At 34.4% G+C, this 26,485-nt stretch carries 30 protein-coding genes and 2 tRNA genes; 18 read left to right on the top strand and 14 right to left on the bottom strand.

Annotated elements, in window-relative coordinates; genetic code table 11:
* The 5 genes from LSO06_RS02115 to LSO06_RS02095 form a co-directional block, all read right to left on the bottom strand.
* Entirely contained in the window at window positions 1-1,041 is a 1,041-nt protein-coding gene (locus tag LSO06_RS02115; protein WP_231760869.1) for a hypothetical protein, read from the bottom strand.
* 101 nt (window positions 1,042-1,142) lie between these two features.
* On the bottom strand, window positions 1,143-1,775 hold the full coding sequence (locus tag LSO06_RS02110) for an adenylate kinase (protein WP_231760434.1): 633 nt from the start codon (window positions 1,773-1,775) through the stop codon (window positions 1,143-1,145).
* 32 nt (window positions 1,776-1,807) lie between these two features.
* Window positions 1,808-3,016: a TraB/GumN family protein gene (locus tag LSO06_RS02105; protein WP_231760433.1), complete on the bottom strand. Its 1,209-nt coding sequence runs from the start codon at window positions 3,014-3,016 to the stop codon at window positions 1,808-1,810.
* A 22-nt stretch (window positions 3,017-3,038) separates the two neighbouring features.
* Window positions 3,039-4,199, bottom strand: coding sequence for a chemotaxis protein CheB (locus tag LSO06_RS02100; protein ID WP_231760432.1), 1,161 nt, complete (start codon window positions 4,197-4,199; stop codon window positions 3,039-3,041).
* Between the two features lie 35 nt (window positions 4,200-4,234).
* Complete coding sequence (locus tag LSO06_RS02095) at window positions 4,235-5,095, bottom strand: CheR family methyltransferase (RefSeq protein ID WP_231760431.1); 861 nt, start codon at window positions 5,093-5,095, stop codon at window positions 4,235-4,237.
* Between the two features lie 147 nt (window positions 5,096-5,242).
* Here LSO06_RS02095 and LSO06_RS02090 point away from each other — a divergent pair, with 147 nt between their 5' ends.
* Together LSO06_RS02090 and LSO06_RS02085 are read left to right on the top strand one after the other, a co-directional pair.
* Window positions 5,243-6,262 carry a peptidylprolyl isomerase gene (locus tag LSO06_RS02090; RefSeq protein WP_231760430.1) on the top strand — a complete coding sequence of 340 codons (1,020 nt, stop codon included), beginning with the start codon at window positions 5,243-5,245 and terminating at the stop codon, window positions 6,260-6,262.
* Window positions 6,262-6,855, top strand: coding sequence for a diacylglycerol/polyprenol kinase family protein (locus tag LSO06_RS02085; protein WP_231760429.1), 594 nt, complete (start codon window positions 6,262-6,264; stop codon window positions 6,853-6,855). Before LSO06_RS02090 ends, LSO06_RS02085 begins: the two co-directional genes overlap by 1 nt.
* An 8-nt stretch (window positions 6,856-6,863) precedes the next feature.
* Here LSO06_RS02085 and LSO06_RS05820 read toward each other — a convergent pair whose 3' ends face one another.
* The 3 genes from LSO06_RS05820 to LSO06_RS02075 are packed head-to-tail and all read right to left on the bottom strand — an operon-like array spanning window position 6,864 to window position 9,150.
* The gene (locus LSO06_RS05820) at window positions 6,864-7,634 is read right to left on the bottom strand and encodes a hypothetical protein (protein ID WP_370639784.1); all 771 of its coding nucleotides are present in this window, start codon (window positions 7,632-7,634) and stop codon (window positions 6,864-6,866) included.
* A complete protein-coding gene (locus tag LSO06_RS02080; protein ID WP_231760428.1) occupies window positions 7,631-8,512 on the bottom strand; it encodes a DNA/RNA non-specific endonuclease in 882 nt (293 codons plus the stop codon). Before LSO06_RS02080 ends, LSO06_RS05820 begins: the two co-directional genes overlap by 4 nt.
* The gene (locus tag LSO06_RS02075) at window positions 8,509-9,150 is read right to left on the bottom strand and encodes a hypothetical protein (RefSeq protein WP_370639783.1); all 642 of its coding nucleotides are present in this window, start codon (window positions 9,148-9,150) and stop codon (window positions 8,509-8,511) included. The genes LSO06_RS02080 and LSO06_RS02075 overlap by 4 nt, the downstream gene beginning before the upstream one ends.
* 189 nt (window positions 9,151-9,339) lie before the next feature.
* On the opposite strand from LSO06_RS02075, the gene LSO06_RS02070 reads away from it, so the two are divergent.
* The gene (locus LSO06_RS02070; protein ID WP_231760426.1) at window positions 9,340-11,211 is read left to right on the top strand and encodes a fructose-specific PTS transporter subunit EIIC; all 1,872 of its coding nucleotides are present in this window, start codon (window positions 9,340-9,342) and stop codon (window positions 11,209-11,211) included.
* The gene (gene manA / locus LSO06_RS02065) at window positions 11,208-12,323 is read left to right on the top strand and encodes a mannose-6-phosphate isomerase, class I (RefSeq protein WP_231760425.1); all 1,116 of its coding nucleotides are present in this window, start codon (window positions 11,208-11,210) and stop codon (window positions 12,321-12,323) included. Before LSO06_RS02070 ends, manA begins: the two co-directional genes overlap by 4 nt.
* A 49-nt stretch (window positions 12,324-12,372) precedes the next feature.
* On the opposite strand, the gene LSO06_RS02060 is transcribed toward manA, so the two are convergent.
* Genes LSO06_RS02060 through LSO06_RS02050 form a run of 3 tightly spaced genes read right to left on the bottom strand, consistent with a single transcriptional unit; the run spans window position 12,373 to window position 13,911 of the window.
* Window positions 12,373-13,095, bottom strand: a complete 723-nt coding sequence (locus tag LSO06_RS02060; protein WP_231760424.1) for a DUF3996 domain-containing protein — start codon at window positions 13,093-13,095, stop codon at window positions 12,373-12,375.
* Between the two features lie 10 nt (window positions 13,096-13,105).
* Complete coding sequence (locus LSO06_RS02055; RefSeq protein ID WP_231760423.1) at window positions 13,106-13,723, bottom strand: DUF3996 domain-containing protein; 618 nt, start codon at window positions 13,721-13,723, stop codon at window positions 13,106-13,108.
* Window positions 13,720-13,911 carry a hypothetical protein gene (locus LSO06_RS02050; protein ID WP_231760422.1) on the bottom strand — a complete coding sequence of 64 codons (192 nt, stop codon included), beginning with the start codon at window positions 13,909-13,911 and terminating at the stop codon, window positions 13,720-13,722. The genes LSO06_RS02055 and LSO06_RS02050 overlap by 4 nt, the downstream gene beginning before the upstream one ends.
* Window positions 13,912-14,150: 239 nt before the next feature.
* Here LSO06_RS02050 and LSO06_RS02045 point away from each other — a divergent pair, with 239 nt between their 5' ends.
* Window positions 14,151-14,822: a DUF2259 domain-containing protein gene (locus LSO06_RS02045; protein ID WP_231760868.1), complete on the top strand. Its 672-nt coding sequence runs from the start codon at window positions 14,151-14,153 to the stop codon at window positions 14,820-14,822.
* Between the two features lie 43 nt (window positions 14,823-14,865).
* Entirely contained in the window at window positions 14,866-16,332 is a 1,467-nt protein-coding gene (gene proS / locus LSO06_RS02040; protein WP_231760421.1) for a proline--tRNA ligase, read from the top strand.
* Window positions 16,333-16,353: 21 nt separating this feature from the next.
* Here proS and LSO06_RS02035 read toward each other — a convergent pair whose 3' ends face one another.
* Window positions 16,354-17,544, bottom strand: coding sequence for a dicarboxylate/amino acid:cation symporter (locus LSO06_RS02035; RefSeq protein WP_231760420.1), 1,191 nt, complete (start codon window positions 17,542-17,544; stop codon window positions 16,354-16,356).
* Window positions 17,545-17,675: 131 nt separating this feature from the next.
* Between LSO06_RS02035 and LSO06_RS02030 the strand changes: the two genes are divergently transcribed.
* Window positions 17,676-19,199 (top strand): hypothetical protein, encoded by a 1,524-nt coding sequence (locus tag LSO06_RS02030; protein ID WP_231760419.1) that lies wholly within the window; start codon window positions 17,676-17,678, stop codon window positions 19,197-19,199.
* Here the strand turns inward: LSO06_RS02030 and LSO06_RS02025 are convergent.
* Window positions 19,196-19,849, bottom strand: coding sequence for an ankyrin repeat domain-containing protein (locus LSO06_RS02025; protein WP_231760418.1), 654 nt, complete (start codon window positions 19,847-19,849; stop codon window positions 19,196-19,198). The genes LSO06_RS02030 and LSO06_RS02025 overlap by 4 nt on opposite strands.
* 43 nt (window positions 19,850-19,892) lie before the next feature.
* Window positions 19,893-21,221 (bottom strand): SH3 domain-containing protein, encoded by a 1,329-nt coding sequence (locus LSO06_RS02020; RefSeq protein WP_231760417.1) that lies wholly within the window; start codon window positions 21,219-21,221, stop codon window positions 19,893-19,895.
* 15 nt (window positions 21,222-21,236) lie between these two features.
* On the opposite strand from LSO06_RS02020, the gene LSO06_RS02015 reads away from it, so the two are divergent.
* From LSO06_RS02015 to rplL, 11 genes are all read left to right on the top strand, one after another.
* Window positions 21,237-22,259, top strand: coding sequence for a tetratricopeptide repeat protein (locus LSO06_RS02015; protein WP_231760416.1), 1,023 nt, complete (start codon window positions 21,237-21,239; stop codon window positions 22,257-22,259).
* 11 nt (window positions 22,260-22,270) lie between these two features.
* Window positions 22,271-23,116 (top strand): hypothetical protein, encoded by an 846-nt coding sequence (locus LSO06_RS02010; RefSeq protein WP_231760415.1) that lies wholly within the window; start codon window positions 22,271-22,273, stop codon window positions 23,114-23,116.
* An 85-nt stretch (window positions 23,117-23,201) separates the two neighbouring features.
* Window positions 23,202-23,274: transfer RNA gene (locus LSO06_RS02005), tRNA-Thr, on the top strand.
* A gap of 22 nt (window positions 23,275-23,296) precedes the next feature.
* On the top strand, window positions 23,297-23,476 hold the full coding sequence (gene rpmG, locus LSO06_RS02000; RefSeq protein ID WP_231760414.1) for a 50S ribosomal protein L33: 180 nt from the start codon (window positions 23,297-23,299) through the stop codon (window positions 23,474-23,476).
* Between the two features lie 15 nt (window positions 23,477-23,491).
* Window positions 23,492-23,564: transfer RNA gene (locus LSO06_RS01995), tRNA-Trp, on the top strand.
* A 28-nt stretch (window positions 23,565-23,592) separates the two neighbouring features.
* Entirely contained in the window at window positions 23,593-23,763 is a 171-nt protein-coding gene (gene secE / locus LSO06_RS01990; RefSeq protein ID WP_231760413.1) for a preprotein translocase subunit SecE, read from the top strand.
* Window positions 23,764-23,771: 8 nt separating this feature from the next.
* Window positions 23,772-24,326: a transcription termination/antitermination protein NusG gene (nusG, locus tag LSO06_RS01985; protein WP_231760412.1), complete on the top strand. Its 555-nt coding sequence runs from the start codon at window positions 23,772-23,774 to the stop codon at window positions 24,324-24,326.
* 48 nt (window positions 24,327-24,374) lie between these two features.
* Complete coding sequence (gene rplK / locus LSO06_RS01980) at window positions 24,375-24,809, top strand: 50S ribosomal protein L11 (protein WP_231760411.1); 435 nt, start codon at window positions 24,375-24,377, stop codon at window positions 24,807-24,809.
* Window positions 24,809-25,483, top strand: a complete 675-nt coding sequence (gene rplA / locus LSO06_RS01975) for a 50S ribosomal protein L1 (protein ID WP_231760410.1) — start codon at window positions 24,809-24,811, stop codon at window positions 25,481-25,483. Before rplK ends, rplA begins: the two co-directional genes overlap by 1 nt.
* A gap of 10 nt (window positions 25,484-25,493) precedes the next feature.
* Window positions 25,494-25,982, top strand: coding sequence for a 50S ribosomal protein L10 (gene rplJ / locus LSO06_RS01970; RefSeq protein ID WP_231760409.1), 489 nt, complete (start codon window positions 25,494-25,496; stop codon window positions 25,980-25,982).
* A gap of 72 nt (window positions 25,983-26,054) precedes the next feature.
* Complete coding sequence (gene rplL / locus LSO06_RS01965) at window positions 26,055-26,426, top strand: 50S ribosomal protein L7/L12 (RefSeq protein WP_231760408.1); 372 nt, start codon at window positions 26,055-26,057, stop codon at window positions 26,424-26,426.
* Window positions 26,427-26,485 lie beyond the last annotated feature (59 nt).

Raw genomic sequence — 26,485 nt, 5'->3', positions numbered from 1 at the left:
TTAAATTTTATAAGTTAATGAAAATCCAATAGAGTCATAGTGCATATATGAATTATTTGTAATAGTTCTTTTTAGAATGTCAGACATGCCTATTGTATCTTCGGTGTACATGGGTTTTGTTGATAATTTGAGTTGCATATCTAGGCTTAAGTGTGATGTAATTTCAAATTTTGTAACAAATGAAATATTATGATAAAAGAAATCACTTCCCCATCCTTTGTTTGATATTGTGCTCACACTTCTAGCATCACCAATGTATGTTTTTCCTTCATATAAAAAGCCTATTGTATTAAGGGATAATGGCATCTTATAAGCTAATAGTGCATAAGGATTTATTGTAAATCCATTTATGGTTTTGCCTTCATCGGATTTATATATCCAAAGTTGACCAGAAATAGCATGAGCATTGTTTATGTGCAAAATACTGCTACCAAGTACTGTAATAATATGAGTCCATTCCCCACCAAGTACAGCATTAAGGTCAAATTGTAGGCGACCTCCCATTGTTATTTCAGAGTAGAATTCAGTACTCTTTGAATAGTCTCCATTTCCAATGTGTACTCCAATGCCCTTAAATCCAAATCCTTTCCAGCCTAATCCAACTTCAACTGCTGTATATAAATTCACAAATGCAATGGGAGTAAGACTGATGCTGCCTTTAAGTAAAGCGAGAACAGGCGAGAGTCCAATGTTTAGGTCTAAATCTATTCCATTGCCTTGGAATAAAAGTGAGTCGGGATTATCTAAGACTTTAATAAATTTATAGTAGCCTAAATATGAAATCAGTTTAACACTTCCCCATGAACTGGGTGAGATTTGGTTATTTGGTGCTACGGGTTTAATCTGAGGAGAAAAGAAACTTGGAGAGAAAAAACTACCTGTTGTTCCAAGTGCGTGTGGAGGATAATAAGCAGTTTGGAGGTTGAAATAAAAATATTCTCTTTTTATGTTATCTTTACCTTCATTTGAATGAATCAAGAAGGACTGTAAGAACAGCGAAAATACAAACAAAATTTTTAGTGTACAAATACTTCTCTTCATAATCTCCACTCCATCAATATTCAAAGATGCATTCATATCGTGAAGTTTATTGCTAATTGAGTAGAAATCTATTAATGGTTTTGTTTATAGGGACTTTTTCATTAAGTTTCTGATATGATTCTCATCAAATTTTTTTCCACTCCATCAACATTTTCGGATGCGTCTATACTGTAAAGCCTATTGCCTGTTGAATAAAAATCTATTAATGGCTTTGTTTGTAAGTGATATTCTTTAAGTCTTACTTTTAAAGATTCCTCCGTATCATCTTTGCGCTGATAAAGAGTACCTTTGCAAAGATCACAAACTCCTTTTTCTTTCGTGGGGAGCGTATATATATTAAAGATCCCACCGCAGGACTTGCATATTCTTCTTCCTGAAAGTCTTTTAATGAGGATCTCTTCATCAATTAAAAAATTTATTATTTTAAAATTTTGCAAAAATTCATCTAAGGCCTGAGCTTGCTCGATGTTCCTTGGGAAACCATCAAGAATAAAATTGTCCTGAGTGTCAAGTGTATTAATCTTATCTTTAACAAGTTTAATTGTGATTGAATCAGGGACTAATTTCCCGCTCTCAACTATTTTTTTTATTTCCTTACCGAGGAGAGTAGAATGTGTGATCTCTTCTCTGAATAGATCCCCTGTTGAAATGTGATAATAGTTTAATTTTTTTAAAATTATCTTAGCGATTGTGCCCTTACCAGAACCCGGGGATCCTAAAAAAACAAGTTTCATAATTCAACTCCTGTAGTCCTTATTTTTAGTGTTTAGTTGAAAATGTTGAACAAAAATTTAAGACCAACAATTGTTCCAATAGAAGAGCCAATGTTGACAAAGAACACTATCAATAAGATTTTTGTAACTTTATTCTTAAAATATCCTCTTATGTTAGTTAAATCTTCTTGTAGGTCTTCAAAGTCTTTTATTTTTGGTTTATTTATGTAAGCTTCAACAAGCCCTGCAACCATACCTGTGCCAATGAATGGAATCAGAGAAAAGATTGGAGCACCAATCGAAGCTGTAAATATTGTTATGATGTTGGCTCCTAGGAGAAGAGCAGCGAGACCTGAAAACGAAGCGTTAAATAATATCCAAAGTTCTAAGTTTTTATAAGCAAAATCAAATCCCTTAAAATAGAACGAGCCTGCCATTAGTGCAATAACTAAAATCGGAATTAAGTAAGATGCTAGCCTGCCCAATGAGAAAGTCTTCCTAGGTATATCGCATAGAGCATCAATGTTCACTGTTTTCTCGTTTTCTTTAATGCTTCTTAAATTTGTTACTATACCCTTTACGTGCCCAGCACCGACAACTGCAAAAATTGTGCCCGAACCTTCAAGTATTTTGCTTGCTATAAATTCATCTCTTTCGTCAATTAAAACTTTCTTAACGGTAGGGATTTCTTTTGCAAGTTCCTCCATCATACTTGAGAGAGCATCTTGTTCTTTTAATTTTTCAATTTCGGTTATTGTTACTTTCGCATCTGAAAACGAGAACAGACTTGATATTATTTTGACTTTTTCTACAAATGGAACACAATTCCAAGCTCTCTTTAGCGTTACCTCAACTTTCCTGTCTGCTAATATTACCGGAATATTGTGCTCCCTAGCTTTCAAAATAGCTGTTTTCATTTCCTCTCCAGGACTAATCCCTTGTTCCTTTGCTAACTTTTTTTGGAAATTACTTAAGATTATTTGAACTATTAATAAAAATGCTTTTCCTTGCTTTATTGCCTTATATATATCCAGATTTTGCCATTTTCTATGCTCATCCGTGTCCAAAATTGCGTTATAGCGCGCTTCATCAAGTTCAACAGCAACAAATGACGGCTTTAACTTTTCAATCAGAGTAGCTGTGTCTTGTGAACTTTTCCTTGATACATGCGCCGTTCCTAGTATGTACACCCTACTAGCACCCACATCAAGAGCGCTAACATGCGAAAAACAATCCTCAGTATTCCCTTCCTTAATATTCAAAGAATATCCTTATCTTAAAACTTCAGTCATCGATCAAAATAGCCTTTAACAATTCTACCACATGGTTTATTGAAACTATATAGTCTACATTATTTTCTTCTATTGCGATTTTTGACATACCAAAAACAACAGAGCTTTCCTTATCTTGAGCAATGGTGAGTCCTCCGGCCTTTTTAATCTCGCCAATTTCCCTGGACCCATCGCTTCCCATTCCCGTCATTATGAAGGCTATTGCCTTCTCTTTCACATTTTCAGATATGGAGTTAAACAATACTCCAATAGATGGCTTGTGCCCGTTTACATTTTTACCGTCAAACACTTCTATTTGATAATTGTCATTGACTTTATTAATTCTCGTGTGGTAGCCACTGCAACTTATGTATATGAATCCTTTTTTTGGTATTTCTTTATTACTTGTTTCCTTCACAACCAGGTTGCAGATATTATTAAGACTTCTTGCAAATTCTGATGTAAATCCCTTTGGCATATGTTGAACGATGATTATTGGTATAGGAAAGTTATTAGGGATTTCTGGCAATATAGTCTTTAATGCAGCAGGTCCTCCTGTAGATATTCCAATGACTACTATATCGAATTTTCTATTTTTAAGTTTTTTTAAATCTTTTTCATCCAATATTGTTTCTTTATCAGAAATTTCACTCTCAATTGTATCTTTTTTACTTATTAAATTTTCATACATTGTGTCTGGTGTAGTTAAAGCTTCTTCTTTGGCCGAATCACTTGTCCCAACCTCATTTGTTTTTAATTTTAAATTAATGTTATGGATAATTTTGCTTTTTATAGCCTTTGTTCCGTAAGCAGATAGTAAATCAATAATCTGATCTTTTACACATTCGATGCCAGTATCAGATTTGATGATAAAATTATCCGCCCCCCCTAGGAGTGCATTTTTGGCTATATCTTCGCTTGATGACAAAACAATAACAGGAATCTTGTCGTTAATGTTTTTCTTTGCTTGTAAAAATGCAATTTCCTTTATTGTTTCTGCTTCTAAACTGAATAGTATGACATCGGGATGCTTACTGAGTTTCTTAAGGGCAAATTCTCCGTTAGACGCAGTTGCAATAACCTCAAGTTTTAAAGACGAATTAATGATATCTGATATAACTTTTCTATTAATAGCGGAATCTTCAATAACAAGCACATAAATTTTCGTTCTCATTTGTGCTTTGCTCCTATAAACTTGTGCTGGTCAAATTATAACCTATACTTGGGTTGGAATTGAAATTTTGCCTTTGGAGTACTTTGTGCATCTTTTTCGTATATTATTGCCCAAGGTGTTTTTAAAAATTTAAAAGGAAGATCAAGCCCAAACAACGATTCTGAATGCCCAATAAACAAGTAACTTTTTAAGGACATAGAGGAGTAAAACTTTTTCAAAACTTGTATTTTAGACTTTTCATCGAAATATATGAGCACATTTCTGCAAAAAACAACGTCAATATTTAAAAATCCACTTTCAAAATTCAAGTTATGGTAATCAAAACGTATGTGTTTCTTAATATCAGACGTTACCTTGTAGCCATCCATGTGTGGCGTTGTATATTTTTTATATTTTATTGGAATGTGCTCACACTTTTGAGCAGAGTAGTAACCTTCTCTTGCTATCATTAGAGATTTTAGGCTTAAATCAGAAGCGATGACAACAAAATCAAAGCTTTCTGGAAGATTAGATTTAAGAACAAATGCTAGTGAATAAGGTTCCTCTCCGCTTGAACAACCAGCAGACCATATAACAATTTTGTTTTTGTTTTCTTTATTTTTAATTTTTACCAAATTGGGAACTATAAATCTTTCAAAGGTCTGAAAATGCGCTTCGTTTCTAAAAAACCGTGTCAGATTTGTTGTTACAAGGTCTAGGAAATAATCCTTTTTAAGATTGTCAGAGAGAACTAAATCATATAACTGATCTGGCGTATTGACGTTTTCAAGCTCTCGTATAGCATCGCCAATACGGCCCTTGAGCACAACCTTATTCTTTTCATCGAAACAAATACCACTATTTTCATACACAAAACTGCAGAATTTCAGAAGCAGTTCATCGCTGACTCTTAGCATTTAACGAGATCCAAACTTTATACCCTTTCCTACTAACCAAATATTACTTAATTATGATAAATTTCTAGTTAATTTTACAAATTTTATAAAATAATTGTAAAATTAAATCTGGTAATTTTATTTAATATCGGTAGAAGGAAGATTTTTGTGAGAGCGTATTTATTTTATTTTTTACTTATTTTAGTTTTAATGAGTTGTGTTAATAAGAAGGAAAGTGCAGTGGAAGGTAATGGGATATTTGCATCAATTTATACAAATAAAGGCAATATAAAAATAGAGCTTTACTACAAGATAGCTCCTTTGACAGTTATGAATTTTATTGGTCTTAGTGAGGGCCTGATTCATAATTCTGTTACAAATGGTCCTTATTTTGAAAATATTGTTTTTCATAGAGTCATTGATGGATTTGTTGTTCAAACAGGTGATCCTACAGGAACGGGTACTGGAGGCCCGGGTTATTCTTTCCCTGATGAACTGGGTAGAGGGTTGAGCCATAGTGCAGAAGGAATTGTTTCTATGGCTAATTCAGGACCTGATACTAATGGAAGTCAGTTTTTTATTACTCTCTCAGATAAGCTTGCTTACCTTGATTTTAAGCATTCAATTTTTGGCAAGGTGGTTGCAGGAATGGATACGGTTTATAGCATAAGGCAAGGAGATAAAATAGAGAGAGTGGAGGTTGCTCGTGTTGGTGCTGATGCTGAAGCCTTTAAGGTTAGCAATGAGGAATTTATAAAGTTAAGGGAAAGTTATGAGTCAAGTAAGAGAGAAGAGGCTGAAAAATATATATCTTTTCAACTTGAAATGATTTATGAGAATTATAAAGGTTACCAAAAGGATAGCAATGGAATCTTCTATGTGATTAATAGGCAGGGAAAGGGTAGGAGTGTTAAGAAGGGCGATGTTTTAAGAGTAGACTATGAAGGATTTTTACTAAGTGGAGTAAGGTTTGATAGTTCAATTGAAAGGGGGGAACCAATTGAAATTGTGGTTGGTAGCGGTCAAGTAATTAGAGGTTGGGACATAATGCTGGCGGATATGCATGAAGGAGAGGAAAGGACGGTAATAATTCCACCAAGTTTTGCTTATGGGGAAAGTGGTATTGGTGAGGTTATAAAACCAAATTCTTTTTTAAAATTTAATATTACCCTAAGGAAGATTAATTAATGTTTGGTTGGGTTTTGTTTGAGGAAAATATTAAATATGAAATTTGTAGGAAATTTTTTCATATTTCTACTTTAATGTTCTTGTTGTTTTATAAAATGAATTTTTGGTTAGGATTAGCGTCTAGCCTATTTTTTGTGATGATGTACCTAATATCGGAAATCTGTAGACTCATGAGAATAAATTTGCCCTTACTACAACATATATCAGGAATCATGCTAAAGACCAGAGAAATATCTTCTTGTAAGATATCGCTCTCTCCTATATTTTTGGTGGTGAGTATATTTTTTACGTATTATCTTATACCGGAGCCTTTTAATTATATTGGAATATTTTCAGCCTGTCTTGGCGATGGGCTTGCAAGTCTTTTTGGAAAGATAGTTCCTTCTTTTAAACTTGTAAATAATAAAACATTTTCTGGTAGTGTTGTTATTTTTTTAGTTTCTTTTATTGTCTGTTATTATTTTTTCCCAGATTTAATAGTTTCATCCGTTGTTGCATTGGGAGCTGTTATTGTCGAACTTTTTGATTTTAAAAAATACGATAACTTGTTTTTACCTGTGGGTGTGTCGATAATATCTTTTGTTGTGTGCTGAGATAAAGTTTATAGCCAATAGAAGAAGAGCTTACCTGCTTCTTTTAAGTACATTGATACTCCTATTGAGATTGGAATGAAAGAATAAGGTGCCTCAATAAGTTTTAAGTATATTCCTATTAATATTAAGGATATTGATAGGAATAGGAGGAAGTAGCTAGAGGTTTTTTTTCTTAAAAATGCTACTAAAAAATTTGCTGACGTGAGCAGTAGGAGCAAGTTAACATAAAATTTGTGATTTTCTATCCCCAAAAAAGAATTATTCATGTTTATATGCTCATAGGCGTTAATGGGAGCTAGGGAGATATAGATAATTGAGAAAGTTAAAATTAAATATATAGTATAAGTGATTGATTTTATTTGGAAATCGCATATATGTAGGCTTAGGAAAAACAAATTGAGCAATGAAAACACGGTTATTAAATTGTAGATTTTCATGTAGTAGTAAAATTCTAAGTTTAATTCATGATTTAAGAAGTAATACTTAAGAATTGAAAGAGGTTCGAATGTGTATGAGCATATGAAGTAATAAAAAAATACGAATTGTACATTGTTTGTTCTCTTGTAGTTAATGTATGTCCAAATGGAGCCTACTATTCCAATACCGAAGATAAAAAAATTGTTGATCAAAGTTAATAAATTTCTATTGTAACTCTTTACAAGATAAGTATAAAAGTCTAATTTAAAGTTTACACAATACATAAACGTTGATGTTATAGCTATTCCTAGTGCAAAAGTTGTGAATAGGAAGATATTAGGTCTAATAAATGCTATCTTCATCTAAACTTCCAAGAATATGGATCTTTTTTCATTTTAATCACTTTTTTAACACTAGAATCAAGTTCTGCGAAAAAATCTATACTAGTCTTATCTTCAATCGAATGAACACTTACAACATAATTTCTTAAATTTAAGTCCCTGGCCTTTTCATTTGGGATAATGAAGGAGACTATATCATAAGAACCATCATTGTTCAATGATAGCACTATTTTGTAAAAATTTTTCGGTACCAAGACCTTACTTTTCCCGATGAATCCCATATTTTCTGTTAAAATACCTGCACTAATAATATAAACTTTTCCTTTTAAAATGGTCCATTCTCTGACTAATTTCTCAAGTTTTAGCCAAATTCCAGAATTAAATTCTCTTCTTTGGGGGGATATATTTGATAACAAATAGGTATCCTTCATTGCATCCTCAGAAAAAGACATATCGGCAGAACTTACAATATGTCCCCTGTCATATCCGCTCTTAAGGTAATCATTTAACTTTGGACTACTACCTTTAATATCTTTATCTTCAAAAAATTTATTAATTCTCTTTATTTTTTTCTCCTTTAGTAATGTTAAAGCCAGTTCAACCATTTCTCTTTTTAAGTAATAAGCCACCCATTCCGCCTGTCTTGCGCTCTCAGCATACCCTAAAGAATAATATTTTTTATCTAGCACTTGAGTAGTAAGAGGCCCCTTGGGTAAAAGATTCTTTCCTTCTAGCTTAAGTGTACTTTGAGGACTGTGAATCTTTTCTTTAAATATTTCTATGTAACTAAAAGCTATTTCTTTAATATTTTTTAAAATTTCGGGATTTTGATGAAGGAATAAAAAGCCTAATAAAATTAATATGTAGCAACACAACAGAAACCTTGATTTTTGGCTCATGATTTTATCTCCGTGTTTCCAAAATTGTATCTAATTCCAAAATCGAAAGAAATGTTGAATGTATCAAGAAATAAGAAATCAAATCTTGAATATAGACTTAGGTAGGGAACAGAATTTTTAGTGGAAAATTCAAAGAATATATATGGTTCCATTATGTAGGGCAGTTTTTCATAAAATTTAAAGTCGCCTATAAGATTTGTTGAAAGATAAAACCGTCCTCCAATGCCGAAGGTTAATGAAAAATATTCTGTTTTGCTTGCTAAATTTGCAATATGCCAATTGATTCCCGTCCCAATATAAGAGCTTGAATATTTAAATTTTCTTGATATGTTATAGTCTTCGTTTATTGTAACCATAACCACAGCTAGAAAATCAAAATTATTAATTGCAAAAATGTAATAAGGTCTCAATATTAAGTGGGTTATCTGAGAATTTAGGAAAAACCCAGTTCCAAGTCCTATCCCTGTTGAATAAATAAAACCTCTCTCCACGGAGAAAAAACTGTATTCGTTTTTATTTGATGGTTTTTCTAAGGGTAAGCTTTTCTCGTTATTGATCTCATCTTTTTGTTGCTCTGCATTTAAAAAGGGGAACATAAAACATAGTAAGAAAAGACGAGGTTTTATTATATTTTTCATAGTTAAATTAGCTTCAATGATATAAAATAAACTAGAAATAAAAAAGTAAGTTCAAGCGGAGGACAAATTAATAGATTTTATTTTAAAATGTTAGTAACATGGTTTTGTTAATCTTTTTAATAAAAGGAATCAGCGTTTAATTATTATGTCGTGATGTAATTAGGCAGATCGGTTAGGAGGTTTGAGGATATGTTTTTAGATTTTTTGAAGAAAGAGCTTGTTTTTATATCTACAGAAATTAAATCTAAAGAAGATGCTATTAAATTTTTAGTAGACAAGGTAACTGAAGGTGGGTATACAAGCAATAGAGATGAATTTCTTCAGGGTATTCTTGATAGAGAAAATATTGGAGGTACGGCATGGGAGAACGGTGTTGCTATCCCTCATTTCATAGGAGATTCTGTTAAGACAAGTTTTATTTCATTCCTTTATGTAAAGGGGGATGGTATACAGTGGTCCGATGATAATCCTCCAGTTAATTTAATATTTTTAATTTGCATGTCTAAAAGCCAACAGGGTAATGACCATATTAAGTCAATAGCTTTCATAGCCCAATTATTTGAGAATGATGAGTTTAAAAATATTTTGAAGAAGTCGAATAATCCTAGTGAGGTTTATTCTTATATAGAGAATATTGAAAAGTCTTCTACAGACGATACTGTGACTTATTCTGGGGTAAAAAAAATAGTGGCTGTGTCTGCTTGTCCTGTAGGTATTGCACACACATATATTGCTGCTAAGAAGATTGAAAATGAGGCTAGGAAACAAGGTTACGGGATCAAAGTTGAGACTCAGGGTTCTATTGGGATTGAGAATGCCTTAACTGAAGAGGATATTAAGGATGCTGATATTGTAATACTTGCCGTTGATAAGGATGTTAATGAAGAGAGATTCGATGGAAAGAAGGTTTATAAGGTTTCAACTGCAAAGGCCATAAATAACATAGAAGATGTTATTAGGGATTCGTTTAATGCTTCAATATTTAATTGTAAGAGTGTGAAACCTTCTTTAAGAGATACAGCCAAAAAGCCTAAGGCTAGTTTTTATAAGTACTTAATGAGTGGAGTTTCTCCTATGATTCCGATTGTTGCAAGTGGTGGTATTTTAATTGCCCTTGGAATATCCTTGGCAGGAATTGGTTCTGATGGTCCAAACTTTGCAGATTATCCTTTTTATAAGACGATTACGGATATTGGTGCTGTTGCTTTTGGAATGATGCTGCCAATACTTGCTGGGTTTATTGCTATGGCGATTGCCGATAGACCAGGTCTTGCACCGGGTCTTGTGGGAGGCGTTCTTGCTAGGGATGTTGGATCAGGGTTCCTAGGAGCAATACTTGCTGGATTTATTGCAGGGTTTGTTGCTAGATGGATAGCACAGCGAAAAGTGCCTGAATGGATAAGACCCGTCATGCCTATTTTTGTTATTCCTTTAATAAGCACTGTTATTATTGGATTTTTCATGCTCTATGTTGGGACCTATATTGCACAATTTATGACACTGCTTGAGAGTGGACTAAAATCGTTACAGAGCAATTCAGAAGCCTATGGTATTTTAGGTAAGGTTCTTCTTGGTTTAATACTTGGCTCTATGGTGTCTGTTGATATGGGAGGGCCTTTTAACAAGGTTGCGTTCCTTTTTGGTGTTGGCATGATTCCTCAAGTCCCGCAAATAATGGGTATGGTAGCTTCAGCTATTCCTGTTCCGCCCATGGCTATGGGGCTTGCTACCTTGATTATGCCTAAATTATTTGAGGAAGAGGAAAGAGAATCTGGCAAGATATCGTTCTTAATTTCCTTTATTGGGATTAGTGAGGGTGCTATTCCTTTTGCTGCTAGTGATCCTGCGCGAGTGTTACCGTCAATAGTAGCTGGAGGGGCTGTTGCAAGCATTGTTGCAGCGTTTTTGGGAGTTGCAGACCATGCACCACATGGAGGGCCCATAGTACTTCCTGTGGTTGATAATAAATTAGGGTTTATTATTGCAATGGCTGCTGGAGTTGCTGTTGCAACAATTTTGGTAATTTTATTAAAATCTTTCAAATTTAGGGAATCTAAATGAGAATAGACAATATATTTTTGATGAAAAATGAGATTAAGGAATATGATTGGGGTGGAGTTAGTTTCATCCCTTCTCTTCTGGGACAAAAGCAAGATGGACGGCCTAAAGCTGAGATGTGGCTTGGTGCACACAAGACACTTTCTAGTAAAGTATTGATTGAGGGGCAGTACGTCCCTCTTTGTGATTTTTTAGAGTGTCATGGGGAGCTTTTGGAAAAGGGAAATGAATTATCTTTTCTATTTAAGGTTCTATCAGCCGTGAAGCCTTTGTCAATTCAAATACATCCTTCAAAAGAAATGGCCCTAGAAGGCTTTAAGCGCGAAAACGATAGGGGAATAAGTATTGATGATCCTAGGAGAGTTTATAAGGACGAAAATCCCAAAATAGAGCTTGTTTACGCTTTAAGCGATTTTTATGCGCTTAAAGGATTTTTGCCTCTCATTGAAATTAAAAATATATGTAAAAATCTAAAGTTAGATTTTAGTTTTTCAAATCATAAAGAATTTGTAAGTAATATATTTAATTTGCAAGAGCGTGAAATTGAAGATGCTATTAGGAAGGTGAAAGGAAGCTTGAGTTTGCTAGAAAAGGATAGAGCTTATTGGTTTAATGAGATTTATAAGATTTATGGAGCAGACGTTGGTCTTTTGGTATTTTTAGGAATGCATATTTTTAAACTGAAGCCGGGAGAGGTACTCTATACAGAGAATCAAGAGGTGCATGCTTATCTTAAAGGGGAATGTCTTGAGCTTATGACTAATTCTGATAATGTAATAAGAGCGGGGCTTACTACTAAATATATCGACAAGACTGAAATGCTTAAGGTAGGTAGATTTGAGGAAGGAAAATTTTCATTGCTCAGAGGAGAAAATATTGATAAATTTGATATGTTTAAACTTCCAAACACTAATTTAATGCTGCTTCACACAGAGATTAGTGAAGAAATTTGTTTCAATAGAGATAGTGCAATGATCCTGTTAGTCATGGAAGGGCAACTTCAGATAAACGATCACTTTTTTCTTAAGAAGGGAGATAGCATATTCGTGGGGGTATGCGATGAAAGGCTGATGATCCGAGGAGATGGAAAAATCTTTATTGCACTTTCTGCCTAAAGGCTTTACAATCTGCCCTAGTGAAATTTTGTTATTTGCATTTATGCATTTATATTGTGAACTTAATAAATCCGACTGCAAAGAACCTAAACCTGATACCTTCGTATACTATTTTTGGCTTCGTTAGGAGTATAGTCGGGCCAAATGAGGGATAGACTTTAAGCCCCAGTGATAAGTTTTTCGCGAATTTGTATTCCATTACTATAGGAAGCCTAGTTACTGTACCTATTCTTTCATAAGTAGTAAGGGCTTTACCTCCGGGAGGCACTAGGTCTGCCTTAGACCAGTCTGCCCCAATACCAAAACCTCCTCCTACAATTACTGTGGGCCCTATTTCTTTTTTAAAAACCAAATCGATGCCAAATAAGATATAATTTTGAAAATTTCCAGGCTTAAAGCCAATAAAGCTGCCATACCCGAGATCTATGTCCACATAAGGCATTGAAAATAAAATATTTCCTACGGGACTTCCAGTGCCTGCACCTAAAGCAAGCGAGTCATACACAGTTTTTTCCTTATGCACAGCAGGCTTTGCAACATTGACCTTAGGCTTAGTTGGCGGGGGAGGAGGTGTGGGTTTGGGCTTTGGCTTTGGGGGAGTAGGCTTAGGCTTTGGAGCAACTTTTTTATTATCATTTGTAATACAAGTAGTTCCATCATTTTCTGAGCTGCACCTGATTTTATAGGTATCACCGTTAGATTTAGAAAAAGCAAAATAGTGTAAGTTAAACGTTAGCAATAAAATGAGTATCCTTTGAGTATTTCCTCTCATTAACTCTCCTTCACATGTATATTTTTAGGTATCCCACACCGAAAAATCCGAATCTCATCCCCTCCATTGACATAGAATCCAGTAACATTATCCCCCCAAGCGTAGCCACAGCCTTAAACCCTATTACAATATTTTTTAAGAAGCTGTATTCTAATGAAATAGGAAGCCTTAGGACAATGCCTAATCTGTTTTGAGGTGTAGTCTGTGAAAGATCCTCTCCGCCATCCTCACCTTCATCCTCATCCTCATTTTGTTCTGGTTTTTCCGCAGCAGGCGAGTTGGTTGGTTTTTCTTGAGACCAATCCACACCCACGCCAAAGCCACCACCCATTATGGTGTTCTGATAAAGCTCTTCTTTAAACATAACGTCAATTCCGCCAATAATGTAGGGTGTGAAATTATTAGGATGCAGACCATTAAAGCCTCCATATCCAAACTCTATATCCAAATATGGAAGGGAAATTGTAACATTAGTAATGGGGTTTCCAATACCAAAACCTACCCCAAATAAGTTATTTAAGTTTTCTTTTTCTCTTAGCACATTATCAAGATCTAATGGATCAATTTGTTGAGCAGTAGATGTGTGGGCCAGCAACAGAAACACAACCAATGTCAATAATATTTTCATAAATTCTCCTCTAACTTATATCTAACTAAATACGTACAATTGCTAGAATTGTATTCTATAAAGTATAAGATATAAATCAGATTACTGGTAGACAACGCGGCCAAGAGCGCAACCGTCGCGCATTCCCTTGGCATTAAAGCATCAGCGGTACCAAAGGACTCACTATAGTCTTTAGCCATAAAAACCATACCGACCCCCTCGGAACTCGCAAACCATCATTAAGCATCCCAAGATAAGAGCCACCCCCAAAAGTCTTCCGTACACCCTTCTAAAAAGTCCATTGCAAAACGTAAGCATAACTTCCTGACTTATAAAACAAATATTAGAGCAAAGATTTATATTAAAAACATATTTGACATATTTTTAATATAAGGATAAATTTAAGTGAGGATTTTTATCCAGAGGGTTTGTTGGAGAATTTATATTGATGCGTTTTTTTTCTTTGTGTCTCATTTTTCATTCCTCTTTGTGCTTTGCTGAAGATGTTTTTTTTAAGAATCTGGGTTTCTCTTATGATGGGTCTTGCTTTATGTTTGGTGAATATAGTCTTGAGGAGAGGGGATATTATTCTAGGGTTTATTTTGTAGATGTTTACAAAAATAGCTTTGTAAGGCCTGGGGTGTATACCAGGGTTTTTAATGAATACATAGATTATGTTGACACCGCTGAGAAGAGTCTTTATGAGCTCTTAAAGATAGTAGATTACAGAGTCAAGGACCTTGGCATAAATCACCTGAACAAAGGTAGGAATATTTACCTTTATGTTGAAAATGGAGATTCTAAAGCTGATTCTCTAGATTTTGTTGATTTTTTAACAGGGAATAGATACCAAGTTTCGATTAATAAATCATTTAAGGATTCTCTTAAATCATCTGCTTTTACTATTTCCTTCTCTGTTGAGGATGACGATGTTCTTGTTAAAGACATAAGAGGAATTGGTAGAGAAAATTATTACAGAAAAGATGTAGTTGATTATAAAATAAGACAGATTTTTTTGTTTCCTGAAGAAGACGGCATTGTTTTTGTGGTGGAGAAGGTTATGATGAATTCCCTTGGAGAGCAATATGGACGTTTTATGGTTGAAGTTCACAAGTATTAATTTTGTACAACAAATCTTTTAAATTTTTATCAAGGAATGGGATATGGGTAGTTTTATTACTTCAAGAGAAGAAGATTATTCTAAGTGGTACTTAGATATAGTGCGGGAGGCAAAACTTGTTGATTATAGTCCTGTTAAAGGATGCATGGTTATTATGCCTTACGGTTATGCTATTTGGGAGAGAATTAGAAGCGTTCTTGATGATAAGTTTAAAGAAACAGGCCATGAGAATGCATATTTTCCATTGCTTATTCCTTATGAGTTTTTAGAAAGGGAGCAGGATCATGTTGAAGGATTTTCACCGGAGCTTGCTGTTGTAACAACTGCTGGGGGTGAAACATTGAGCGAGCCTTTGGTTCTAAGGCCCACCTCTGAGACAATCATTTGGAATATGTACAGTAAGTGGATAAAGTCCTACAGAGATTTGCCTATCAAGATTAATCAGTGGGCAAATATTATTCGTTGGGAAAAGAGAACAAGACCGTTTTTGCGAACGACTGAGTTTTTATGGCAAGAAGGACATACTGCCCATGAAACTGCAGAGGAAGCGGAGAGTGAAACTTTGTTTATTTTAAACCTTTATAAGCAGTTTGTTGAGGATTATTTAGCTATTCCCGTATTTCATGGAAAGAAGACAGAAAGAGAAAAATTTGCGGGTGCTGTTTGTACGCATACGATTGAGGCATTGATGCAGGATAAGAAAGCATTACAGGCTGGAACATCTCATTATTTGGGTTTGAATTTTGCAAAGGCTTTCGATGTTAAATTCCAAAATAAAAAGGGAGAGATTGAATATGTTTCAGCTACTAGTTGGGGAGTTTCAACCAGACTAATTGGGGCCCTGATTATGGTTCATTCCGATAACAGGGGTTTGATGCTGCCACCTAAAATAGCACCGATTGAACTCATTGTTGTTCCTATTTTTAAAAGAGACGATGAGATAAATAAAAAGATTCTTGAGTATGCTACTACCATCCTTAACAAATTGAAGAAAGAAAAATTTAGAGTTGAGATTGATAAAGATATGAGAAATTCTATAGGATTTAGATTTTCTTCTGCAGAACTTAAAGGGATTCCAATACGTATTGAAATAGGGTCTAATGATATTCTTATGGACTGTGTCACTATTGCAAGGAGAGATAAAGATAAGAATTCTAAGTATCAGATATCAGTTAAGGATTTGTCATCTAAAATTAGAGATGAGCTTGAAAGTATGCAGTGTGATTTATTTAATAAAGCTTTGGAGTTTAGAAATTCAAACACTAAAGAAATCGTTGGAGAGGGGGATGAGAGTTATAATGCTTTCAAGACTTACATTGATAATCATTTGGGATTTGTGATTTCTTCATGGTGTGGGAGTGAAGTATGTGAAGAGAGCATTAAAGATGATACAAAGGCCACAATAAGGTGCATTCCTGAAGATTTTAAAAATAGAACCATGGGCAACTTAAGTTGCATTTATTGCAGGGCGGAGGCCAGGCATTTTGTTTTATTTGCAAAATCTTACTAGTGCTTTGTTTGCCTCTAATGTCTAGGTTTCTCTTGATTCGTTAAAGGTTATTATGTGCATTATTGCGATGTTGAATGTGAAATCAATCATTAAGGCTAGGGATGTTAGTATCGGTAGTATTGGGGTTATACTGGAGTAACTAAGCTCAATTCCTTTTGTGTAAGTGGAACATAGCATTGTAATTACGTAAATCAAGCTATTTGGTATGTGTGGGAATGCAAAAACAAATAAGAACGCCAATACGCTCATGTAACCTATTTCGTAAATTGATATGGGTAGGCTAGAGTAAGATTTTAAAATGATGAAAAACGAGATTGTTGAAATAAAAATTGTTCCGAATTTAGAAATAAAGTTGATTATAGGGATGTTCGTAATTATTGATTTTTTTATGTTTATTCTTTCATTTTTGATGTCTTCTAGGAGTACAGAATAAGGAGCATAGGCGTCCATTGTTAGACCTGCAAATATTATGTTTTGAAATGAAATTAATACACTCTTGTATGCCAACCCAAAGTTTTTGGTTAATTTATAGCTGATTATTGGAATTATTATTAAAATCACAATGAGCGTCCATGAAGAAAAAAATAGTATGCTATTTATGTAGTATTGATAATCTTTAAAATTTCTTAAGTTGTTGGTATAAGATGCTGTGATGAAAATGGTACCAAAGTTTAGTATGTTAACTACTATTCCGTTTGCATTGTAAAAAAGATTTGAGGTGCTCAAGATAAGTTCTCTAGCAATTCTTCCCTTTTGTTTTGCATAGTAAAAACTAGCACCTATTATTATTGAAATAATGTAAATACTTAAAAGGTTTGGATTGCTATTTGTGAGTATTGTAAAGATGTTTTTAGGAAAAAATGTTTCAAGAAATTCCGATTTATCAAACACGTATAAATTTTTAACATTTTTATCTAGGATTGGAATTCTTTGTGGGATGTATATTATTGCAACTGCAACGGATGTGAGGATCCCCATAGCGTTGATTAAAATTCCATAATAAATTGTTTTTCCAAATAGTTTTTTAAATTTTTTATTTTCAATAATATTTTCTATTCCTAGTGGAATTGAGAATATTAAAAAAGGAATTAATGAAAAGTAGGCAAGTCTTATAAAAATGTGCGCTAGCGTGTTATAAACACCAGAGGGGAGAAAGAGTCCGAGAAGTACTCCAATAAATACGGCCAGAAAAAATTTCACTTTCGTGTTCATAAGCTATTCCTTTGAGGTTTTAAAAAATGAATTTTACAGTATAACAATCTTACTAAATTTTTTGGTAAATATAAACTTTGGCATTACTATTTATTATTGAATGGCGAACGGGGCGGTTTTTGGGAGGACTCTTGTATAAATATCCAGACTTAGTTAGTACGGATTTGGATTTGGAATTGCCTGAGATTGGTGCTTTAGAAGAGCACGATAAAGGGTTTTTTACTGATGATTATTATAAAAACCTTATCTTAAGCGATAAGGAGATTGGCTCAAGGCTTCACGGTTTGCTGCTGGATTATTTAGATCCCAAATCAACAGAAAAAGGCGATAAGGTCACCAAGTGTAGACAGGTGGTTAATGTTTATTGGGAATTTTTAAAGTCAATTGCTGGCAATGTTCTAAATTTGACTCAAGAGCAGAAAGTTTTATTTAGATTTGCGGCGCTATTGCCAAGTGCACTTGGGGGAGAACTTAGGTCTTTGATTTCAAAAACTGTTTGGGATAATAATTACAAAGAGCCGTTTATCTATTTTGATGAATGGATTTATGGCGTTAATGAATTAAAGCTTAGGAAGCTTGCCGTAGATGAGCCAGTGCAGAGTATTAGAGATGAAGATGTAAGAAGGATATTGCTTGACAAGCAAGAAAGGCTGTTGGCTGAGATTGATTTTGCAAAGAGTAGTCTTAAGAAGAGTGATATTATAAGGGCTGATGCTGTTAGCAAGTTGAAGAGTATTTTTGAATTTTTGTTCGTTGACTCAGTTCCATGTGAGATATTTATGGCTGAGCTTGGGATAAGCGGGTTTTATTCTGATGAGATTTTAAAGCCTTTAAAATCTGCTTCTGGCTATATTGATAGTCTTATTAAAGCTAGCGGGGAGATTATATCTTTAGTTGCTCAGATTGAGGATGCTAATAAGAAGCTTGTTGAGATTAAAGATAAAATGCAAGGTATTGATGTTGCTGGTACGTCTACTATTGCAGTGGAGGAGGTGGGGTCTTTAATGGAAGCTAATAAGCTTACTATTGGGCCTAGGGGGAATCATTTTCCGATATTGCTTAAAAGCAATGTAGTTGCAAATCCTAATTTTTTTGGTAGTAGAGAGAGGATTATTCAACTTGTTAGAGAGCTTGAAAGTATTCAGCCTAAAATTTTTCACAAAAATTACAGAGGAGATTTTTTAAGAATAGTTCCTTATTTTATCTTAATACCGTCTTATGGTGAGAAAGGGATTTGTTGGGAGCCTGTTGATGTTAAAAATCGTGCCAATGGACGCGGTAAAATATTGGTTCCTATGTATCCTAAAGATTTAAGAAAGGCTGTTATTTTAGGTGTTGGGGATTTTTTGTGGGAACTTGCTAAGGAACAGGCATCGGTTAGGTGGATGGAGACAGGAATAACTGGTCAGTATTACGAATACTATTCCAAGTTTATCAAGAAGGGCAATGTTAAAGATTTTTTCTTAAATGATTATTTTCTCTGGATAGATAAAGAAAGCAAGGGCATACAAAAGGTAGAAAAAATGGTTCGAGGTGTAATGTGGAGAAATGCACCTTTCTCAAAGGATTTAAAAGAACAGCTAGCTAGGAAGTCTTTAGTATACAAAGATCTTCTTGACAGGGATAAGAATATTGAAAAATCGGATGGGTATTAATCAATCTGAATTTTCTTGAAAATATTTTTTATATTCTTGTTTTTGAGGTTCTTAATTTCTCTTTTGTAAGCGTCTGCTATGTAGGTGTTTTTTTTAAGTAGTATTTCGATTAGTTTGGTGTTCTCAGTCTCCACTGCGGCTTGCATGGGCGTTTTTCCGCTTTTAAGTGTAAGGCTTAAATCTGCTCCTTTTTCTGTTAGAAAGTTAAATATTTTTTCGTTATTCGAGTATATTGCCCAAAAGATTGACGGATGCTCCGTTTCGTCTATTTTGTTAATGTTTATTCCGTAGTCTATTAATATTTTTGTAGTTTCTAAATCATTGTTAATTATTGAAATCGACAGTGGGGATATTTTGTATTGATAATTTATTTCTGCTCCGATAGTTAGAGCAATAATAGTGCCTTCTATATTTTTAAAATATACAGATGCGATTAGAAAATCGTTTTTTATTGTGCGAAGATATTTTAGAATGGAAGTGTTGTTTAGGTCTATTGATGAAACGAAACTGTCTAGTGTTTCTTTTCTATCCGTGTAATTTTGACTAGAAGTATGATGGAGTGTTTTTACTAATGATTGCATTATTCTTGTATTCTCATTTGCATTTAAGCTTACAACAAACTGTGTTAGTAATATGAATGCTATTAGCATTGATTTTAACCTTTAACTAATTTAAGATTTTTACAAATTGATTTTAAGTAGAATGAATTCCACTGAACAACACTACTGCAATTTTATCCTTGTCGTCAGTTATTATGTCATCTTCAACATTCTCAGAGTTCACGAATATGAGTTGTAAAGCATTTTTTGTGTAGTCTAGTAGGCAAAAAAATTCCTTATTGTCATCAGAAATAAGCTTGATGGCATTTTTGTATGAGATTTGTAAATTCGGAGTAAATCCTGTTATTTTAAACTTTCCAGAACTTGGTAAGTTGTTTAATTTTGAATTTGCCCTCCAAATAAAAGTTCCATCTGATTTAAATTCAATATTTCCATAGGTTTCATTTTCTAATATTTCATAAGATGTTAATCTTTGTATTAGGTTTTTATTTTGCGTTTCTACTTCAAGCATGATTTTTTCAATAATTTGTTCAATAATAACAAATTTTGCTTCAAGTTCGTGTTCTTTAACTTTTATGTATGAATTGTAGTAATTTGAAGATCCTTTTTCTAGGAGAATAAAATCTTTATCAGAATTGCTGGATCTGAATAAAAACCCATTTGGTTTAACGGCATCAACAATATCAAATTTGAAAATTAAGTTTAATTCAGGCATATTTAGCCTTACTTCGTTTTGAGAAGTGAAAAATAGACCATATTCTTTCCTAAGTAGGTCAGTGTTGTAAATATGGTTAGCAATCATCTTTTCATAGTAAAGTGGCCTTAAATATTTAATATTTTTGAATGTGTTTATTATGTCGTCTTGTAAGGATTGATCTAGCGAATTTGTGATTATTTTACCCGTAATGTTATCAAAAAATTCGAGTGCATAGTCGAAAACGTAACCCTTGTAACCATCTTTTGTTAAAACATATATCCATCGACCTTGAAGGGAACCAGCTTTTGTTTCTTCTCCAATGCTTATTATTTTCAAGATGGAGTCCTTTGGAATTCTGTATATTATGTTATCTTTGTAGTTATCAGGAGATCCTCTTAAAGGTAGAGTGTCTTTTTTGCTTATGGCGTATTTATTTATATATGGGGTAATGTTTAGCCTAAATTTTTCTGCTTCTTCTTTTGTTTTAAATTCTTGTATTGTAAATTCATGTACCATAAATCTTGTGTCGTTATGCTTTATTGTTATTGTTTTTTTGTTTTGACTGGTATCTTCTATTTGTACAAGAGATCCATTTGGAAGCTTTTCTCTATTTTTTGAATCTAGAACAATACCATACTTATTAGGTTTGTTAAGACAACACAAAAAAAATACAAAAAACAAAATGCAGATTGATTTCTTGCTCACATCCAAATTTTTGGTAAATTTATTGAACCTAGAGTACATTTTGCTATGCATAACTTCCATTATATAATAAAGGCAATGAGGTTATTAATTCAATTGTTTGGTTTGGTTTTGGTTTTAAGTGCTTGTAGGGTTAAGCAGGGAGAAGCTCAAAATCTTGTGGGTCTTTTAGAAGAGTTAAGTAGGGATGGGCTGGATAGATTTCTCATTGTTGACAGGATAGTTAATATTTACATCAGAAATAAGGATTATGAGGGAGCTTTGATGATTGTAAATCAAGGAATTGTTAATGATGAGAGCAGGGAATATTATCCTTTGTATTTTTATTTGATGGGAAATATCTATGCCGCTATGAAGGAAGATTTAGTTGCTTTTACTTATTACAGGTATGTTGTTGATAATTTTGATGATTATTTCTATGAGAATAGTTCTATAAGGGTGAGAATTGCTAAAAAGGTAGTCAGTTTAAACATTGGTGCTGGTAGTAAAATTCATTATTATAAGTTATTGCTTAACAGTGATGTTAATAGCATTAGGGAGGAAGATAGGGGTAGTTATTACTACAATCTTGCTCTAGATTTGGAGAGTGTGCAGGAATATGACGAGGCATACTTTTATTATAAAAAATTGCTTTCGATGCCGAGGTCGAGCTTGAAGGTGGACTTGAGAGATTATTCTAACGTTAGCTCCAAGGTTAATTATTACAATAATCCCGAGTTTGTAGTTTATAGAAATCTGAGTGATTTAATTCAAGATGTTAAGAAGTGTATTTATTCTGGGAATACGGCAAAGCTATTAAGTATAAGGGATAAACATAGCTTCTTTATACAGAGTTGGGACCAGAGAGGGGGGCGGGGTAATTCAATTAATACAAATAGTTTTCTAACAACGATGATTAAGCTCGGAAGCAGACGGAAAAATGGGATACAGTTTTCAGATAGGTTTGAAGCTGATTCTAGTGATGGCATCTCCTATCTTGAATCTACTGGGTGGGAGCATATATGGGAGTGGTATTTTGTCTTTAAAAAGATCTCTTATCCAAAAGATCCAGAAATTAATAATGGTTGGGCTTGGATAGGAGTTTATTTGGGGAAAAAATAGGGAGATTTGATGTGAATTTACTTAACGCCCTTTTTAAATTTTTTCTTTTGCTTTACTCTAATGCTTCTTTGATAAATGATGATGCATCTGGTGCGAGTGTAGAGAGGCTGATTGACTGGAAGAAAAAGGTTGTTTACTTCGATATTAGCAAAACAGTAAATGAGGACAAATTTGGTAGGGTTGGTCTGAGTCCTACTTCTAGTTTAATTTTGGGTATTAATGATTTTAAAGACTCCTTAATAAGGAAGGCTCTTTTTGAAATGGTCATTGATTCTGATAATACTTTCAAGGATTATTTTAATTCAGATCCTCGTTTAATACTTTATTTCTCAGGATTTGATAGTATTCTGAAAAGAGGGTACATCAAGTATTCAGAGGATTTAAGGAGTATAACTGTTAGGTATGAGCTTTATCTTTTCCCTGATTTTATTAACTTATTTTTATCTCACGATAAACCTTATAGGGCTTTTTACCCATTAATGAATATAAATACTGATCAACCTTATACTGGCATTGTTGTTTATGCAGGCGAAGAATATGAATCTTCTTCGGGTTTTGTTAGGCTAAGAGATTCTTTTTTTATCAAGATTTATGATGAGAATATTAGGCTTTATTTTGATAAGACAATGGTTGAGCCAGATGCACTAAGGAGATGGGGTATGCTTGAGTATACGGATGATATTTCTTATAGGAACAAAGATAGGATCGGAGAATATCCTTTAAAATTGGTTGCTAGAGGGGTTTATGGCAAGAATAGGTCAGACATAATACTTGATGAATTTTCTATCAGTAAGCTGTTTTCGAACAAAAATAATATTAACCTTTTAAGAGAGGGTAGGCTTGTTATCATAAGGTGAGATATTAAAAACGTAATTTGGATACTTGTCTTTTTTAATATAATCAATTAACATGTTACAGGGGTTTGTTGTAGATGAAAACGATGCCCTTATAGCTCAGTTGGTAGAGCACCACCATGGTAAGGTGGGGGTCGTCGGTTCAAGTCCGATTGGGGGCTTTTTTTGTACGGGAGTGTTGTTATGAGTAAGAAAAAAGGAAAGGGTGCCGTTGAGCTTGTTGCTTTGGTGTGTGAGGAAACGGGTATTAGAAATTATACAACTACTAAAAATAGGCGTAATAGACAGGAAAAATTGGAGTTGATGAAGTATTGCCCGGTGCTCAGAAGGCATACTCTTCATAAAGAGGGAAAAATAAAGTAGGTATATGTGAGTCATAGGTCAGTAGTTCTAATGGTAGAACGGCGGTCTCCAAAACCGCATGTTGGGGGTTCGAATCCCTCCTGACCTGTTGTCTTGAACTGTTGAAGGGGCTTTTGGTGTTTAAGTTTATTAAAGAAAGTGTGTCAGAGCTTAAGAAGGTGACTTGGCCTAGGTATAGTGAGGTAATAGGAAATGGGAAGCAAGTTTTTTGGCTGGTTTTTCTTGTTTCAATGTTTTTGGGTGTGGTGGATTATTTTATGTATCTTGCTATAGCTTATGTGTTTTAGGGAAAGTTATGTCTAGGGCTTGGTATGTATTGCAGACTTTTTCTCAGTATGAAAAGAAGATAGAACAAGAGATAAAGCTTTTGGTAAGTGAGGGTGCTTTGGGTGGTGAAGTTTTGGATGTGAGGGCCCCCATAGAGAGAGTAGAAGAAGTTAGGAACGGAAAGAAAAGAGTTAGGGAGAGAAAGATTTGGCCGGGGTATATTTTGGTTGAGTTAGACCTTCCTGAGGTGGGTTGGAAAGATACTGTGGCCAATCTTGTTAAGATACCGGGTGTTGTGAGTTTTGTGGGTACTAGTAAGGAGCAAAAACCTCTTCCTATTAGTGATGAGGAGGTTAAGAGCGTGTTTATGCTTACTGGAGAAATTAAAGCTGATAAGTCCATTTTTGTACTTTATGATTTTGAAGAAGGTGAAAGGGTTAGAATTAAGGGAGGGCCTTTTGATTCTTTTGAAGGCGCTATTGGGTCTATCGATTATGAGAAAAAGAAGTTAAAGGTTGCGGTTCAAATTTTCGGAAGATCAACTCCTGTTGAGGTTGACTTTCAGCATATAGAGAAAATTTAATAATTGAGATGGGAGCTTTAAGAGCGTTATTACCATAAGGAGTTGTTTGTGTCTAAGAAAAAGAGAGAGGTTGCTTGGGTTAAGTTGCAGGTGCCGGCCGCTCAAGCTGCACCGGGGGCTAAGATAGGGCAGGCCCTTGGACCTCATGGTGTAAGTGGGCCTCAGTTTGTCAAGGAGTTTAACGAAAAAACGGCTAAAATGGAACCGGGTATTGTTGTTCCTGTTATTATTACCATTTATAGCGATAAAAGTTTTTCGTTTATTGTAAAAACTCCCCCTGCTTCTGTTTTGATCAAGAAGGCCATTGGGATTGAGACTGGTTCTAAGAAATCAAATACGGACAAGGTTGGGACTATATCTAGGGAAAAGGTGTCAGAAATTGCTAGAGTTAAAATGCCTGATTTGAATGCAAAAACAGAAATGGCGGCATTTAAAATTATTGCAGGAAGTGCACGGTCTATGGGTGTTGAGGTGGAGAAATAATGGCTAAAGTGGGTAAAAAATATATTCAAGCTTTGTCTAGAATAGATAGGCTTAAGTCCTACAGCATAGATGATGCAATATCCTTGTTGAAGGAAATTAAATTTGTTAAGTTCGATGAAACTATTGATATTTCTATTAATCTTAACTTGAAGAAGAGCCATACAGTTAGGGATACGGTGGTTTTGCCGAATCAGTTTATGAGGGAAAAGAGAATACTTGTGTTTGCGAAGGGAGATAAGGCTGAGGAGGCTAGGGAATCTGGTGCTACCTATGTGGGGGATGATGATCTTCTTAATAAGATTAAGGGTGGCTTTGCTGAATTTGATGTTGTTGTGGCGACTCCTGATATGATGAAGGATGTGGGAAAGCTTGGGCCTATTTTGGGCAAAAGAGGATTGATGCCAAACCCTAGGACACAAACTGTTACAAATGATGTACGGGGTGCAATTATTAGTCTTAAAAAGGGCCGCGCGGAGTATAGGGCAAATAAAAATGGTGTAATAAATTTTTCTATTGGTAAATCTTCTATGGATAGCAAGAAGGTAAGAGAAAATTATGATGAGTTTATTAGGGAATTACTTAAGAAGCGGCCTAGTGATTTAAAGGGTAATTTTGTGGACAGTGTTTATCTTTCATCTACTATGGGGCCTTCTGTGAAGATTGATTTTGTTTAGGAGTTGGTTTATGAATGCAAAGATAAATCCTAGAAAAGTGGAAATGTTTGATTTATTTAAAGGTTTTCTGGATGGTAAGGATAATATTTTTTTCCTAGATTACAGGGGCCTAACGGTGGCGGAGCTTACTAGGCTTAGGAATAGGGTGGAGGATCAGAAGGGTGCTTTAAAGGTTGTGAAGAATAATATAATGAAGCGAGTTTTGAGGGAAAAGAAGATGAATGGGCTCGATTCTTATCTTTTGGGGCCAACGGCTGTTGTGACTGCTGCTGATGAGGCTAATGTAATTGTAAAAATTTTTTACGAATTTGTTAAGGGGAGCTCTTTAAAGGTTAAGGGGGGTTTTGTTTTAGGTGAGGTTTATGATGAGGCTAGGCTTAATGAGTACGGCAAGCTTCCTACTAGGAAGGAAGCTATTTCTTTGTTTGCAAGCGTCCTTAAGGCCCCTATTTCAAAGCTTGCAAGAACATTAAAGGCTTTGTCTGATGTTAAAGTTTAATGAAGGCAGTGTTAGTCTTAATTGAGTGCATGCTATCGCTGTTTACAATAGTATAAAAGGAGTAAAGTTAATATGTCACTAAGTAAAGAAGATATTCTAACATGGCTTGAGGGAGCTAAAACAGTTGAGGTTGTTGATCTTATAGCAGCTATTGAGGAAAAGTTTGGAGTTACTGCTGCGGCTGTTGCTGTTGCTGCTGGTCCTGGTGTTGTTGGCGCTGGGGCTGAGGAACAGACGGAATTTGATGTGGTTCTTGTATCTTTTGGGGATAGTAAGATTAATGTCATTAAGGAAGTAAGAGCTGTTACCGGCCTTGGGCTTGGGGAGGCTAAGACTTTGGTTGAGGCTGTTCCTAAGGCGGTTAAGGAAGGTATTTCAAAGGCGGATGCTGAGGATATAAAGAAAAGGTTAGAATCAGTTGGTGCAAGAGTTGAGATTAAATAAAACGATAAGGGTATGGAAGATTTGTTATTTCGCATGCCTGTTAAGTAGTGCGTGCTTTA

This window comes from Borrelia sp. RT5S, from assembly GCF_021165755.1.
GTDB lineage: Bacteria > Spirochaetota > Spirochaetia > Borreliales > Borreliaceae > Borrelia.
This window is presented reverse-complemented; position numbering and strand designations above follow the sequence as displayed.

Coding starts and splice junctions, on each gene's coding strand:
- LSO06_RS02115 (WP_231760869.1), bottom strand. CDS start 1,041: ATGAAGAGAAGTATTTGTACACTAAAAATTTTGTTTGTATTTTCGCTG.
- LSO06_RS02110 (WP_231760434.1), bottom strand. CDS start 1,775: ATGAAACTTGTTTTTTTAGGATCCCCGGGTTCTGGTAAGGGCACAATC.
- LSO06_RS02100 (WP_231760432.1), bottom strand. CDS start 4,199: ATGAGAACGAAAATTTATGTGCTTGTTATTGAAGATTCCGCTATTAAT.
- LSO06_RS02095 (WP_231760431.1), bottom strand. CDS start 5,095: ATGCTAAGAGTCAGCGATGAACTGCTTCTGAAATTCTGCAGTTTTGTG.
- LSO06_RS02085 (WP_231760429.1), top strand. CDS start 6,262: ATGTTTGGTTGGGTTTTGTTTGAGGAAAATATTAAATATGAAATTTGT.
- LSO06_RS05820 (WP_370639784.1), bottom strand. CDS start 7,634: ATGAAGATAGCATTTATTAGACCTAATATCTTCCTATTCACAACTTTT.
- LSO06_RS02080 (WP_231760428.1), bottom strand. CDS start 8,512: ATGAGCCAAAAATCAAGGTTTCTGTTGTGTTGCTACATATTAATTTTA.
- LSO06_RS02075 (WP_370639783.1), bottom strand. CDS start 9,150: ATGAAAAATATAATAAAACCTCGTCTTTTCTTACTATGTTTTATGTTC.
- LSO06_RS02070 (WP_231760426.1), top strand. CDS start 9,340: ATGTTTTTAGATTTTTTGAAGAAAGAGCTTGTTTTTATATCTACAGAA.
- manA (WP_231760425.1), top strand. CDS start 11,208: ATGAGAATAGACAATATATTTTTGATGAAAAATGAGATTAAGGAATAT.
- LSO06_RS02060 (WP_231760424.1), bottom strand. CDS start 13,095: ATGAGAGGAAATACTCAAAGGATACTCATTTTATTGCTAACGTTTAAC.
- LSO06_RS02055 (WP_231760423.1), bottom strand. CDS start 13,723: ATGAAAATATTATTGACATTGGTTGTGTTTCTGTTGCTGGCCCACACA.
- LSO06_RS02050 (WP_231760422.1), bottom strand. CDS start 13,911: ATGGTTTTTATGGCTAAAGACTATAGTGAGTCCTTTGGTACCGCTGAT.
- LSO06_RS02045 (WP_231760868.1), top strand. CDS start 14,151: ATGCGTTTTTTTTCTTTGTGTCTCATTTTTCATTCCTCTTTGTGCTTT.
- proS (WP_231760421.1), top strand. CDS start 14,866: ATGGGTAGTTTTATTACTTCAAGAGAAGAAGATTATTCTAAGTGGTAC.
- LSO06_RS02035 (WP_231760420.1), bottom strand. CDS start 17,544: ATGAACACGAAAGTGAAATTTTTTCTGGCCGTATTTATTGGAGTACTT.
- LSO06_RS02025 (WP_231760418.1), bottom strand. CDS start 19,849: ATGCTAATAGCATTCATATTACTAACACAGTTTGTTGTAAGCTTAAAT.
- LSO06_RS02020 (WP_231760417.1), bottom strand. CDS start 21,221: ATGGAAGTTATGCATAGCAAAATGTACTCTAGGTTCAATAAATTTACC.
- LSO06_RS02015 (WP_231760416.1), top strand. CDS start 21,237: ATGAGGTTATTAATTCAATTGTTTGGTTTGGTTTTGGTTTTAAGTGCT.
- rpmG (WP_231760414.1), top strand. CDS start 23,297: ATGAGTAAGAAAAAAGGAAAGGGTGCCGTTGAGCTTGTTGCTTTGGTG.
- nusG (WP_231760412.1), top strand. CDS start 23,772: ATGTCTAGGGCTTGGTATGTATTGCAGACTTTTTCTCAGTATGAAAAG.
- rplA (WP_231760410.1), top strand. CDS start 24,809: ATGGCTAAAGTGGGTAAAAAATATATTCAAGCTTTGTCTAGAATAGAT.
- rplJ (WP_231760409.1), top strand. CDS start 25,494: ATGAATGCAAAGATAAATCCTAGAAAAGTGGAAATGTTTGATTTATTT.
- rplL (WP_231760408.1), top strand. CDS start 26,055: ATGTCACTAAGTAAAGAAGATATTCTAACATGGCTTGAGGGAGCTAAA.